At 63.5% G+C, this 13,666-nt stretch carries 12 protein-coding genes; 10 read left to right on the top strand and 2 right to left on the bottom strand.

Features of this window, described 5'->3' with window-relative positions:
* Positions 1-83 precede the first annotated feature (83 nt).
* A complete protein-coding gene (locus Amn_RS16990; protein WP_067961154.1) occupies positions 84-569 on the top strand; it encodes a MaoC family dehydratase in 486 nt (161 codons plus the stop codon).
* Between the two features lie 15 nt (positions 570-584).
* Here the strand turns inward: Amn_RS16990 and Amn_RS16985 are convergent, their stop codons facing one another.
* Positions 585-1,280: a fumarylacetoacetate hydrolase family protein gene (locus Amn_RS16985; RefSeq protein WP_067961157.1), complete on the bottom strand. Its 696-nt coding sequence runs from the start codon at positions 1,278-1,280 to the stop codon at positions 585-587.
* A 296-nt stretch (positions 1,281-1,576) separates the two neighbouring features.
* Here Amn_RS16985 and Amn_RS16980 point away from each other — a divergent pair, with 296 nt between their 5' ends.
* The 9 genes from Amn_RS16980 to Amn_RS16940 all read left to right on the top strand — a co-directional run bounded on the left by Amn_RS16980 (position 1,577) and on the right by Amn_RS16940 (position 12,690).
* Complete coding sequence (locus Amn_RS16980) at positions 1,577-2,077, top strand: (2Fe-2S)-binding protein (RefSeq protein ID WP_067961159.1); 501 nt, start codon at positions 1,577-1,579, stop codon at positions 2,075-2,077.
* Between the two features lie 103 nt (positions 2,078-2,180).
* The gene (locus tag Amn_RS16975) at positions 2,181-4,532 is read left to right on the top strand and encodes a xanthine dehydrogenase family protein molybdopterin-binding subunit (protein ID WP_067961162.1); all 2,352 of its coding nucleotides are present in this window, start codon (positions 2,181-2,183) and stop codon (positions 4,530-4,532) included.
* 12 nt (positions 4,533-4,544) lie between these two features.
* A complete protein-coding gene (locus Amn_RS16970; RefSeq protein ID WP_067961167.1) occupies positions 4,545-5,342 on the top strand; it encodes an FAD binding domain-containing protein in 798 nt (265 codons plus the stop codon).
* Between the two features lie 70 nt (positions 5,343-5,412).
* Positions 5,413-5,766: a VOC family protein gene (locus Amn_RS16965; RefSeq protein ID WP_067961170.1), complete on the top strand. Its 354-nt coding sequence runs from the start codon at positions 5,413-5,415 to the stop codon at positions 5,764-5,766.
* A 108-nt stretch (positions 5,767-5,874) separates the two neighbouring features.
* Positions 5,875-7,017, top strand: coding sequence for an alpha-hydroxy acid oxidase (locus Amn_RS16960; RefSeq protein ID WP_067966396.1), 1,143 nt, complete (start codon positions 5,875-5,877; stop codon positions 7,015-7,017).
* Between the two features lie 27 nt (positions 7,018-7,044).
* Positions 7,045-7,464 carry a YbaN family protein gene (locus tag Amn_RS16955; RefSeq protein ID WP_067961175.1) on the top strand — a complete coding sequence of 140 codons (420 nt, stop codon included), beginning with the start codon at positions 7,045-7,047 and terminating at the stop codon, positions 7,462-7,464.
* A 123-nt stretch (positions 7,465-7,587) separates the two neighbouring features.
* Positions 7,588-8,592 carry a tRNA dihydrouridine(20/20a) synthase DusA gene (gene dusA, locus Amn_RS16950; RefSeq protein ID WP_286290651.1) on the top strand — a complete coding sequence of 335 codons (1,005 nt, stop codon included), beginning with the start codon at positions 7,588-7,590 and terminating at the stop codon, positions 8,590-8,592.
* Positions 8,593-8,857: 265 nt separating this feature from the next.
* Entirely contained in the window at positions 8,858-11,491 is a 2,634-nt protein-coding gene (locus tag Amn_RS16945; protein ID WP_154383956.1) for an ATP-binding protein, read from the top strand.
* A complete protein-coding gene (locus Amn_RS16940) occupies positions 11,488-12,690 on the top strand; it encodes a sensor histidine kinase (RefSeq protein ID WP_263006776.1) in 1,203 nt (400 codons plus the stop codon). Before Amn_RS16945 ends, Amn_RS16940 begins: the two co-directional genes overlap by 4 nt.
* Here the strand turns inward: Amn_RS16940 and Amn_RS16935 are convergent.
* Positions 12,675-13,412, bottom strand: coding sequence for a response regulator (locus tag Amn_RS16935; protein ID WP_067961189.1), 738 nt, complete (start codon positions 13,410-13,412; stop codon positions 12,675-12,677). The two genes, Amn_RS16940 and Amn_RS16935, sit on opposite strands and share 16 nt — an antisense overlap.
* Positions 13,413-13,666 lie beyond the last annotated feature (254 nt).

Below are 13,666 nucleotides of genomic sequence, written 5' to 3'. Positions count from 1 at the left end.
CCGCTGCGCTTGGAGGTTGACAAACGCGCCTCGTTTATGGTCCCCAACGCCCACTTGGCCAGCTTATGTGAGGAGAGGGAAGCGTGCGGAAGCCCATCGAGACCTATGAGGAATTGCGCGAAAATATCGGGCAGGAACTCGGCGTTTCCGATTGGGTGCTTGTCGACCAGAGCCGCATCGATGCCTTTGCCGACTGCACCGGCGACCGCCAGTGGATCCACGTCGATCCCGAAAGGGCGAAACGGCGCAGTCCGTTCCGCACCACGGTGGCGCATGGCTTCCTGACATTGTCGCTGATTGGCGCGCTGGTCCAGGAAATCGGCGTGGTGCCCGAGAATACGCTTGCTGCCTTCAACTATGGCCTCGACAAGGTGCGTTTCATCTCGCCGGTGAAGGTCGGCTCGCGGGTGCGCCTGCGCACCGTGCTGATGTCGATGGACGACAAGGGCCCGGGCCAATATCTGCTCAAGGCCGAAAACACCATCGAGATCGAAGGCGAGGACAAGCCGGCGCTCGTCGCCGAAACGCTCGTCATGCTCTACGAAAAGCGCAAGAAGGCGACGGCCTGAGCCGCCGCCCGCCAGTTACCGTGCAGCGATCGAAATCTCGATCTCGCCGACGCCGTCGACACCGCCTGTCATGCGGTCTCCTGGCTTGACTGCGCCGACGCCCGCCGGCGTGCCGGTGTAGATTAGGTCGCCGGCCTTCAGTTCCATCGATTCACTGCAGATGGCGATCACTTCGGGGATCGACCAGATCAGTTCGGAGAGGTCGCCTTGCTGCCTGGTTTCGCCATTGACGGCGAGCCACACCCGGCCTTTGTCGGGGTGGCCGATGTCGGACACCGACACCAGCGGTCCGCATGGTGCCGCGCGGTCGAAACCCTTGCCCCAGTCCCAGGGGCGACCGAGTTTCTTGGCTGCGTCCTGCAGGTCGCGGCGGGTCAAGTCGATGCCGACGCCGTAGCCCCAGACGTGGTCGAGCGCGTCGGCCGCGGCGATGTTCGATCCGCCCTTGGCGATGGCGACGACAAGCTCGATCTCGTGGTGCAGGTCGCCGGTCAGCGGCGGATAGGGGATCGTCGTGCCGCTGTCGACGACAGAATCTGCCGGCTTGCCGAAGAAGAACGGCGGCTCGCGATCGGGATCCTTGCCCATTTCGCGGGCATGCGCTGCGTAGTTGCGGCCGACGCAGAAGATGCGCCGTACCGGAAACCGGTGCGAAGATCCTGAAATGGCGACCGAAGCTGGCTCGGGCGGAGAGATGACGAAGTTGACCAAGCAGGGCCTCCCGCAAACGTGATGACGGCTTTTGGCACGATCCGCGCGCGCATTCCACTTGCAATCTGCAGTCTGGCCACTTGCAATCTGCAGCCTGGGAAGTGGCCGTTGCTGGCTGGGCTGCAAGTTGGCTGAAGTCGAAGCGGCCGCGATCAGGCGTCTTTTCTGCGCTGGCATGCACGCATTGCGTGTCTGGATCCAAAAAGGCGCTTGCAGCCTGCATTTGCACAGATAGGATTTGCTCACCTGACTGGTGCGGGGTCTGCCTAGCCGGTCGCGGCAACATGGGAGGTTTCATGTCGGAGGTATCTTTGGTCGTGAATGGCCGAAAGGTCAGCGGCGCGGTGGAGGACCGCACGCTTCTCGTTCATTTCCTGCGTGAGCATTTGGGGCTGACCGGAACGCATGTCGGTTGCGATACGTCGCAATGCGGTGCCTGCGTCGTCCACGTTGACGGCAAGGCGATGAAGTCCTGCTCGATGCTTGCGGTACAGGCCTCGGGTTCGACCGTTACCACCATCGAAGGCCTCGCCAATGGCGCCGACCTTCATCCCGTCCAGGCGGCGTTCAAGGAACATCATGGCCTGCAGTGCGGCTTTTGCACGCCGGGCATGATCATGACGGCGACCGACATGATCCGCAGGCATCCCGAAGGCCTCGACGAGGCGACCGTGCGCGCGGAGCTCGAAGGCAACATCTGCCGCTGCACAGGTTACCACAACATCGTCAAGGCGATCCTCGCCGCTTCGAAAACGATGTCGAAGGCGTCCAAGAGCAAGGCGAAAAAGGCGGCATAGGGGCGGGGAGCGAAGGGCGCAGGGACATGGTCCCTTACGCCTTCGCGATCTCCTTCCATAGCCACCATTCGCCATCTGCTTTTTGAGTTCGGGAGGAACTGAAATGGGAATCGAAGGCATCGGCGCGCGGGTTGCGCGCAAGGAAGACAAGAGATTCATCACAGGCGCCGGACGTTATGTCGACGACATGGTCGTGCCGGGCATGAAACACGCGGCATTCGTGCGCAGCCCGCACGCCCATGCCGACATCAAGAAGATCGACACCAAAAAGGCCGAGGCGATGCCGGGTGTCATCGGCGTGCTGACCGGCAAGCAGCTCAAGGCCGACGGCATCGGCAACCTGATCTGTGGTTGGATGATCCATTCCAAAGATGGTTCGCCGATGAAGATGGGTGCGTGGTCGCCGCTGGCGGTCGACCGGGTGCGCTATGTCGGTGATGCCGTCGTGGTGGTGGTGGCCGACACCAAGGGCCAGGCGCGCGACGCCGCCGAAGCTGTCGAGATCACCTACAAGGAACGCAAATCGGTTGCCGATGCGGTCGATGCGCTCGCCAAGGGCGCGCCGCAGCTTCATCCCGAAGCCGACGGCAACCTGATCTTCGACTGGGGCATCGGCGACGAAGCTGCGACCGACGCCGCCCTCAAGTCGGCTGCCCACATCACCCGGCTCAACATCGTCAACAACCGGCTGGTTCCGAATGCGATGGAGCCGCGCGCGGCCCTTGGCCACTACGACAAGGCCGAGGATCACTACACCTGCTGGACGACCTCGCAGAACCCGCATGTCGCCCGACTGGTAATGAGCGCGTTCTACAACGTCGCGCCGGAAAACAAGCTGCGTGTCATCGCACCCGACGTCGGCGGCGGCTTCGGCTCGAAGATCTACATCTATCCCGAGGAAATCGTCTGCCTGTGGGCCTCGAAGCGGACCGGCGTGCCGGTCAAGTGGGTGGCCGATCGCACCGAGAGTTTCCTCACCGACGCCCATGGCCGCGACCATCACACCACTGTCGAGATGGGTTTCGACAAGAACAACAGGATCGTTGGGCTGAAAGTCGACACGGTCGCCAATCTCGGCGCCTACATGTCGCTATTTTCCTCGGCGACGCCGACCTATCTCTACGCCACGCTGCTGTCGGGCCAGTACAACATCCCGGCGATCTACGGCAATGTGCGCACCGTCTATACCAACACCGCACCGGTCGATGCCTATCGCGGGGCAGGCCGGCCTGAAGCCACCTTCGTGCTCGAGCGCACCATGGAGATTGCCGCGCGCGAGCTCGGCGTGTCGCCGGCCGAACTCAGGCGAACCAACTTCATCACCCAGTTCCCGCACCAGACGCCCGTCATCATGTGCTACGACGCCGGCAATTATGGCGCCTCGCTCGACGCTGCGATGAAGCAGGCCGACTATGCCGGCTTTGCCAAGCGCAAGGCTGCGGCGGCCAAGAAAGGCAAGCTGCGCGGCATCGGCATGAGCTGCTACATCGAGGCCTGCGGCATTGCGCCGTCGGCGGCGGTGGGGTCGCTCGGCGCAGGTGTCGGCCTGTGGGAATCCGCCGAGGTGCGGGTCAATGCCGTCGGGACCATCGAGGTTCTGACCGGCTCGCACAGCCACGGCCAGGGCCATGAGACGACCTTCGCCCAGCTCGTCAACTCACGCTTCGGCGTGCCGCTCGACAGTGTCTCCATCGTCCATGGCGACACTGACAAGGTGCAGATGGGCATGGGCACCTATGGCTCGCGCTCGGGCGCAGTCGGCATGTCGGCGATCGTCAAGGCGCTCGACAAGGTCGAGGCCAAGGCCAAGAAGATCGCAGCACATCTGCTCGAGGCCGACGAGGGTGACATCGTCATCGAGAACGGCCAGCTCAAGGTCGCCGGCACCGACAAGAATGTGCCGTGGTTCCAGATGGCGCTTGCCGCCTATACCGCACACAACCTGCCGCAAGGCATGGAGCCCGGCCTGAAGGAGACGGCATTCTACGATCCGTCGAACTTCACCTTCCCGGCCGGCTGCTACATCTGCGAGGTCGAGATCGATCCCGAGACCGGCAAGACCGATATCGTCCAGTTCGTCGCTGCCGACGATTTCGGCAACATCATCAATCCGATGATCGTCGAAGGGCAGGTGCATGGCGGCATCGCCCAGGGCGTCGGCCAGGCGCTGCTGGAAGGCGCTGTCTATGACGCCAGCGGCCAGCTTCTGACGGCAAGCTACATGGACTACACCATGCCGCGTGCCGACGATCTGCCGTCGTTCCAGATATCGACGTCGAACACGCCCTGTCCGAGCAATCCGCTCGGCATCAAGGGCTGCGGCGAGGCCGGCGCCATCGGTTCGCCGCCGGCGGTCATCAACGCCATCACCGATGCGCTCGGCCACGACAACCTGACCATGCCGGCGACGCCGGGCAAGGTCTGGGCCGCATTGCGCGCCGGCACGAAGCACTGAGGAGGACGCACCATGTATTCCGTCAACTATCATCGCGCCACCTCGGTCGCGGACGCCGCCAAGAAGATCAAGAGCGGTGACGCCAAATATCTCGCCGGCGGCATGACGCTGATCCCGGCGATGAAGACACGGCTCGCAGCCCCCTCGGACTTGGTCGACCTGAACCACATCGCCGACCTCAAGGGCATCAAGGTCTCGGGCAAGAACGTCACCATCGGTGCGGCGACGACGCATTTCGACGTCGCCAATGACGAGAAGCTGAAAAAGGTCTGCCCGGCCTTGTCGCATCTCGCCAGCCACATCGGCGATCCCGCCGTCCGGCATCGCGGCACCATCGGCGGGTCGGTCGCCAACAACGATCCGGCGGCCGACTACCCCTCGGCGCTGCTGGCGCTGGGCGCGACCATCGTCACCAACAAGCGCCAGATCGCCGCCGACAAATTCTTCAAGGGCCTGTTCGAAACAGCGCTCAAGGACGACGAGATCGTCACCGCCGTCACCTTCACCGCGCCGGCCAGGTCGGGCTACGCCAAGTTCCCGAACCCGGCGTCGCGTTATGCCATGACCGGCGTGTTCGTAACCAAGGGCAAGGATGGCGTGCGTGCGGCAGTCACCGGGGCAGGCGACGATGGCGTGTTCCGCTCCAAGGAGATCGAGGCGGCGCTGACCAGGAAGTTCGAGGCATCGGCGCTGGAGGGGGTGACGGTTCCGTCAGGCAGCCTGATGGGTGACATCCATGCCACACCGGAGTATCGCGCCAACCTGGTGGTGGTGATGGCCAAACGTGCGGTCATGGCCGCCAACGCCTGAGGGCCAGCAAACGCAAAAAATGCCGAGAGGGGCCTCCGGGCCCCTTTTGACGTCAGAAAGGAAACACGACATGGCCGTTCGTCGCATCGTCGCCAATCTACACGCAGCGGAGCCCAGGGCGGCACAAGCATTCTACGGCGACCTGCTCGGGCTCGACATTCTCATGGATCACGGCTGGATCCTGACCTTCGGCACCGGCGGCACGATGACACCGCAGCTCGGCGTTGCCAGCGAAGGTGGGGCGGGTACGCCTGTACCGCTGCTTTCGATCGAGGTCGACAATGTCGATGAGCTCTATGACAGGGTGAAGGCCGCGCGCCTTGAGATCGTCTACGATCTTGCCGATGAGCCCTGGGGCGTCAGGCGGTTTTTTGTCCGCGACCCGTTCGGCAACATCGTCAACATCCTCGAACACCGGGCATAGAACGAAAGTCTGCGATTTCCGGACAGACATCTTGCCGGTCAGGCCTTGGCATCGGTCGCGAAGGCGGCTTACATGCCGCCGGTCATCAGCATCCTGGAGCATAGTGGAATGGCGCGTCCGATTACCTCGATCGCCGATCTTCGAGCCATCGCCAAGCGCCGGGTGCCGCGCATGTTCTACGACTATTGCGATTCCGGCTCTTGGACCGAGAGCACCTATCGCGAGAATGAGAGCGACTTCGTGCCGATCAAGCTGCGCCAGCGCGTTGCCGTCGACATGCGCGACCGTACGCTTGAAACGACGATGGCCGGCGAGACGGTGTCGATGCCGGTGGCGATCGCGCCGACCGGCCTAACCGGCATGCAGCATGCCGACGGTGAGATTCATGGCGCACGCGCTGCAGAGAAGGCCGGCATTCCGTTCACGCTGTCGACGATGAGCATCTGCTCCATCGAAGACATCGCCGAAAATACGTCGAAGCCATTCTGGTTCCAGCTCTATGTGATGCGCGACCGCGAATTCGTCTCGAACCTGATCCGTCGCGCCAAGGCTGCCAGATGCTCGGCCCTGGTGCTGACGCTCGACCTGCAGATTCTCGGCCAGCGCCACAAGGACATCGTCAACGGCCTGTCGACGCCGCCGCGCATGACGGTTGCCAACATCATCAATCTGGCGACCAAGCCGCGCTGGTGCCTCAACATGCTGCGCACCAACCGGCGCACCTTCCGCAATATCGCCGGTCACGCCAAGGGCGTCACCGATCTGCGGTCGCTGTCGTCATGGACCGCCGAACAGTTCGACCCGGCGCTCAGTTGGGACGACGTGAAGTGGATCAAGGAGCAGTGGGGCGGCAAGCTGATCCTCAAGGGAATCCTCGATGCCGAAGACGCCGAGAAGGCCGTGGCAAGCGGCGCCGACGCGCTGATCGTCTCCAACCATGGCGGCCGCCAGCTCGACGGCGCGGTTTCCTCGATCTCGGCGCTGCCCGGCATCGTCGACTCTGTCGGCGACCGCATCGAGGTGCTGATGGATGGCGGCATCCGCTCCGGCCAGGACGTGCTCAAGGCCGTGGCCCTTGGCGCCAAGGGCGTGTTCATCGGCCGCTCGTTCCTCTATGGCCTCGGCGCCGGCGGCGAGGCGGGCGTGACCGCGTGCCTCGACATTATCCGCAAGGAGCTCGATATCACCATGGCCTTCTGCGGCCTGCGCGACATCAAGGACGTCGACAGCCGTATCATCGTCCGGCGCTGAGGGTTCGGCTGGGCTGGCGGCGACGCGATGAAGCAGCTTTTGCGACGCGCTGGTGCGATGAGTTCGAGCGCCAAGCGCGGCGTCTATTTCGCGCTCGGTCTGCTGATGCTGGCGCTCGGCATTGTCGGCGCCTTCTTGCCCGTCATGCCGACCACGATCTTCATTATCCTGGCTGCCTGGTGCTTTGGTCGCTCGTCGCCGCGCTTCGAGGGATGGCTGCTCGGCCATGCGACTTTCGGCCCGCCCTTACGCGCCTGGCGCGAACAGGGTGCCATCCCGCGCCGGGCCAAGATCATGGCCTGGACAGGCATGGCCCTCGGCTACGGCCTGTTCTGGTTGAGCAAGCCTGGTCCGTGGGTGGCGGTCGGCGTGTCACTGATCTTTGTCGCAGGCGCCGTTTATGTCGGCACGCGGCCCGAGCCCAAACCAAGCCAAGCGGACGGCTGACGTCCGAGGCTGTCGCGCCGCCTTTTGGGCGGGACCGGTCGGATTTGGCCTTCCGTGCCTTGTTGTGGTAGGGAGCGGCCTTATCTAGAGGGCGATTGCCGCCCCACATACATTCGAGACCTTATGACCAAGCTCTACGCCGACGGCACGAAAATCGTCGCCGTCGCACCGATGATGGACTGGACCGATCGATGCTGCCGAAATTTCCATCGGCAGATCACCGGCGATGCGCTGCTTTACACCGAGATGGTGGTGGCCGATGCCGTCATCCACGGTCCGCGCGAGCGCCTGCTTGGTTTCGATGCCGTCGAACACCCTATCGCGCTTCAGCTCGGCGGCTCCGATCCGGCCAAGCTGGCGGAAGCCGCGCGCATCGGCGAAGGCTTCGGTTATGACGAGATCAACCTCAATGTCGGCTGCCCGTCCGACCGTGTGCAGTCGGGCACATTCGGTGCCTGCCTGATGAAGACGCCGGAGCTCGTCGCCGAATGCGTTTCGGCGATGAAAGCTGTGGTCAGCATTCCAGTCACGGTAAAGTGCCGTATCGGCGTCGACAACCAGGACCCCGAGCCGGCGCTTGATATTCTTGCCGACATGGTTTTTGCTGCCGGCACCGACGCGCTGTGGGTGCATGCCCGCAAGGCGTGGCTGGAAGGGCTCAGTCCAAAGGAAAACCGCGAAATCCCGCCGCTCGACTATGACCGGGTCTACCGCCTGAAAGCACGTTACCAGCACAAATTCATCGGCATCAATGGCGGCATCCAGAGCTTGGACGAAAGCCGCGACCATCTCGACAAGGTCGATGGCGTGATGCTCGGCCGTGCTGCATATCACACGCCGAGCGTGCTCGGCGGTGTCGACGCATTGCTGAATGGCAAAGTGGCCCACAAGATGGACTATGCGGTGCTGATCGACGCCATGGCCGACTATGCCGGGCGGCATATCGCATCAGGCGGTCGTCTCGGTCATGTCACGCGCCATATGGTCGGGCTGTTCCACGGTCTTTCGGGCGCGCGGCGCTACCGTCAGGTTCTGTCGACCGACGCCAACAAGCCGGGTGCCGGGCCGCAGGTGTTGCGCGACGCTTTCGCCGCCGTCGACCTGACGAGCCGCAGCGAGGCTGCATAGCTTCCATAACTTAGGCCTTGCCCGGTCTGGCCGCGGCACGTCCCGGATCGCGTTGGCAAGCCGAACTTCGCGCAGGATTCAGCCGCACACCGTCGCTGCCCCCATGCAAAGCGTTTGCGCCGATGGCCGCTCATGCTCCGACGTTGCCGGACGGGCTGGCCTCGCCATTTGGTTTGTGTGATCATTTGGCGGGGGCATGTTCGAGGAGGGGCGGTTTCATGTGCCGATTGCCGCGCGGAGCTATGGCGCGTGAAGGCTGCGCGTGATGGAAACGCCGCAACTGCCGGCCTTGCGATCCTACCACTCCTGGATCGCCAACGAGACGCTGGAGGATTATTCACTCCGATACGCGGCCCGGTCGTTTCGCCGTTGGTCGCCATTCGTCATTGCCAACACAGCACTCGGCGGCATTTCATTTCTCGCCCTTGAGGCCATCGGCGGCGCGATCACGCTGAGCTACGGCTTCGCCAACGCCTTTCCGGCGATCCTGGTAACCTGCCTGTTCGTCTTCGTGACGAGCCTGCCGATCGCCTATTATTCCAGCCGCCACAACATCGACATGGACCTGCTGACGCGCGGCGCGGGCTTTGGCTATATCGGCTCGACGATCACCTCGCTGATCTACGCGACATTCACCTTCATCTTTTTTGCTCTCGAAGGCGTGATCATGGCGCAGGCGCTCCACCTGTTCGCCGATGTGCCGCTGGTGCTGGGTTATGTCATCTCCTCGGTGGTCATCATCCCCATCACCTTCATGGGCGTGACGCTGATCAGCAAGCTGCAGCTGCTGTCGCAGCCGATCTGGATCGCCATGCATCTGGCGCCCTTCGCCTACATCCTGTTTGCCCATCCCGACACGCTGAACGAGTGGGCGGCTTTCGTCGGCAGCGATGTGGCAGGCGAGGGGTTCAACTTCCTGGCCTTCGGCTCGGCCATCGGCGTTCTGTGCGCGCTGTCGATCCAGATCGGCGAACAGGTCGACTATCTGCGCTTCCTGCCTGACAAGACGCGTGAGAACCGTTTCCGCTGGTGGGCGGCGGTGATTGCCGCAGGGCCGGGCTGGATCGTCGTCGGCGGTTTCAAGATACTGTGCGGCAGCCTGCTCGCGGTGCTCGCCATCCAGGCCGGGCTGTCGCGCTCGACGGCGCTCGAACCCATCCACATGTACATCATCGCCTATGAATATGTCAGCGCCGACCCGCGCGTCGTGCTCACCCTGGCCGCCGTTTTCGTGCTGATCTCGCAGGTCAAGATCAACGTCACCAATGCCTATGCCGGTTCGCTGGCCTGGTCCAATTTCTTCTCGCGCGTCACCCATTACCACCCCGGCCGGGTCGTCTGGCTGGTGTTCAACATCCTGATCTCGCTGCTTTTGATGCTGCTCGGCATTTTCCAGACGCTGGAGCTGGTGCTGGCGGTCTATTCGATCATCGCCGCTGCCTGGGTAGGCTCGATCTTTGCCGACCTCGCCATCCTCAAGCCGATCGGAGTCAGCCCGGCATTCCCGGAGTTCAAGCGCGCTTATCTCTACAACTTCAACCCCGTCGGCTGCGGTTCGATGGCGCTGGCGTCGTTCGTTGCCCTGCTGTGTTTTTCCGGCATTTTCGGCGTCATGGCGCAGGCCTATGCCGCGCCGATCGCCTTTGTCACGGCACTCGGCTCCGCTGTGGCCATCGGTGTTGCCACCAAGGGGCGGTATTATCTGGCGCGCCAGCCCGTCGACCTGCCGGCGGCCACGTCGGATGCCAATCTGTGCGCCATCTGCGGCGTCACCTATGAAGGCTCCGACATGGTGCATTGCACCTTCTACGAGCAGCCGATCTGCTCGCTGTGCTGCAGCCTGGATTCGCATTGCCACGATGTCTGCAAGGCGCCGGGAGGCGAGCTGCAGACGTCGCGCTCGCGCTATTTCGGGAAGGCGCTGCCGCATATTCGCGACAAGATCGCCCCGCGCATGGGCCAGCGCCTGCTCAAGGTGGCGGGTGTGCTGTTTGCGCTCGCGGTGCTCTCGGGCGGCGTGTTTCTGCTGACTTATCGCCTGATCGAGCCCGGGTCGGAGCAGCCGCATCTGGCAAGCGGCCAACTGCTTCTCAGGGTTTTTCTCGCGCTGCTGCCGCTGCTCGGCATCGGCGCCTGGTGGATCGTGCTGTCGCAGGAGAGCCGGGAACTTGCCGAGCGCGATCTTGTCGCCTCGCTGGAAAAGTTGCGGCAGACGCAGCGAGACCTGGCGAGCAACGAGCGCCTCGCCGCCATCGGTCAGATCACGGCAACCGTCAGCCACGAGCTGCGCAATCCGCTTGGCACGTTGGTGACGTCAGCCGACGTGTTGCGCCGCTCGCTGAAGAGCGCCGACGCACCGGTACTCTCTGAATTGGAACGGCTGCAGCGAAACGCCTGGCGCTGCGTGCGGATCATCGAGGACCTGCTCGATTTCTCGCGCAAGCACGCCCTGGTCGTCTCGCCGATACTGATCGACCGATGGGTGGCCCAGCATGTCGCCGAACAGGAGGCTGCGCGGCCGATACAGCTGGAACTTGCCGCCGGATGCAGGATATCGGCCGACGGCGAGCGGTTGCGGCAGGCCTTTTCCAACGTCCTGGCCAATGCGCTGCAGGCCTGCGAGACGGCGGATGACGCGGCAATCGTTGTCTCGACCCGCTGCGAGGGCAACAACGCCATCATCTGCGTTGCCGACAATGGGACCGGCATGTCGCGCGAGACAGTGGCACGGGTGTTCGAGCCGCTGTTCAGCACCAAGGCGTTCGGCGTCGGATTGGGCATGCCGCTGGTCAAGCGCATCGTCGAGCAGCATGGCGGCTCTGTGCTGATCGACAGCGAGCAGGGAGCCGGCACGCGCGTGTCGATCGTGTTGCCGCGCGCGGGCGCTGGTTCGTCATGACCGACCAGACCGATCTGCAGACCGATTTCATCGGCGACGACGTCATTCCGCATGCAGCCGAGCCGACCGAGAAGAAGCGTGTTCTCATCGTCGACGACGACGAGGATTTTGCCGCAAGCCTCGCCGGATTGCTCGAGCTCGAAGGCTATCAGGCGATCATCGCGCATGATCCGCCGTCAGCCCAGCGCGCTTTGGCCTTGCACCTGCCGGCGGTGGCCCTTGTCGACGTGCGGTTGGGCGTCGGCAACGGTGTCGAACTGGTCAGGGCGTTTCGCCAGCAAAGCCCCGATCTCATCTGCCTGATGGTCACAGCCTATGCCTCGGTCGAGACGGCGGTGGAGGCGTTGCAGGCCGGCGCCTACGACTATCTGTGCAAGCCGTTCCACAGTGCCGATCTGTTGGCGACGCTGGAGCGCTGCTTCGAACGCACGCGCCTCATGGAGGAAAAGCGCCTGGTCGCCGAGCGGCTCGGCCAGATGCAGCGCATCGAGGCGATGGGACAGCTGACCGGCGGCATCGCGCACGACTTCAACAACATCCTGGCTGTCCTGCTCGGCAATCTGCGCTGGCTGCAGGAGCACGTGCAGACCGAGCCTCAACTGGCGCAGATGGTCGACGATGCGCTGGAGGCGGTGAAGGCAGGGACGGAGCTGACCTCGCGCCTGCTCAATTTCGGCCGCCGCGAGGGCGGTGACACGGCCCGTGTCGATCTGGGTGAGGCGCTGCCCGACCTGATGCGCGTCTTGCGTCGCACGCTGGACGACAAAATCGGCCTGTCGCTCGAACTGGCGGACGATCTGCATGAGGTCGAAGTTCAGCCGGCACAACTGGAAACCAGCCTGCTCAATCTGGCGCTCAACGCGCGCGACGCAATGCCAGATGGCGGCCTGCTTCGGTTCGAGGCCTGCAATTTTGTCGTCCGGCCCGATGACGCCCGCGTCGCCTCGGGTCTGTTGCCCGGTCAGTATGTCGTCATTTCGGTCATCGACACCGGCCACGGCATGCCGCTGGCGGTGCGGCGCCGGGCGCTGGAACCGCTGTTCACCACCAAAGCAGCGGGAAAGGGCAGTGGCCTCGGTCTGCCGATGGTCGATGGCTTCGTGCGACAGTCGGGCGGGCGCCTGGGCATCTCCAGCAATCCGGACGAGGGCACCCGGATCAATCTCTATCTGCCGCGGGCAGTTCAGTCCCGGCCCTGAGGGGCGAACATGTAGCCGACGCCGCGAATGGTCTTGATGAATTGGGTGTCGCGCGCATTGTCCCGCAACTTGCGGCGTATCTTGCCGATCAGCACGTCGATGCTGCGGTCGTAAGGCGTCCAGTTGCGGTTGGCGACGATGTCGAGGATCTGTTCGCGCGACAGGATGCGGCCGCGCCGTTCGACCAGCGCGGACAGGATCTGGAACTCCTGGCTGGTGAGCCGCACGTTCTCGCCGTTCGGCGACGACAGCTTGTAGCGTGCGGGATCGAGCTGCCAGCCATCGAAACAGACGGCGGCCGAACGATCCACTTCTGCCTGCTCGGGCAGGTTGATGCGCTTGGCAAAACGCCGCATCACAGTGCGCACCCGCGCCAGGAGTTCGCGCGGTTCGAAAGGCTTGGTGATGTAGTCGTCGGCTCCGAGTTCGAGGCAGACGACCTTGTCGATTGTGCTGTTCTTGCCCGACAGCATGATCAGCGGCAGGTCGTATTGCGAGCGCATGCTGCGCGCCAGCGTCACGCCGTCCTCGCCGACGGGAAAGCCGAGATCGAGGATGACGAGATCGAAGGCCTCGTCGGCCAGCGCACGCCGCATCGAACGCCCGTCATGGGCGCTGACGATGGCGTAACTTTCGCTGGTCAGGAATTTTTCCAGGAAGCTGCACAGCCGACGATCGTCATCGACAATGAGAATGCGTGATCTTGGCTCGGCAACTGACATGGCAGCTACGATAATCGCAATTCATGGGCCCGGTCGAGAAGGGAAGATGGCCATTGGTCGCGGTCGGCGCCGCCGACCCGCGAGTGCGGGCAGATCGACATCCTTCCTGCGCGGGAATGTCTGTCTAATACACTGAAAACTCTAGCTGAAATTGATGGGTCGCCGTGCGCGGCCCATGCCTGCAGCCATCCGTTTGGTTACAAAAAATTACAATACGGCCCGCTTTCCGATGCATGGCGATTACATGCCGCTCC

This window comes from Aminobacter sp. Y103A (assembly GCF_030294925.1).
GTDB classification, from domain to species: domain Bacteria; phylum Pseudomonadota; class Alphaproteobacteria; order Rhizobiales; family Rhizobiaceae; genus Aminobacter; species Aminobacter ciceronei.
Note: the sequence above shows the minus strand (reverse complement) of the source record. Positions and strands in the feature narration are given on the sequence as shown.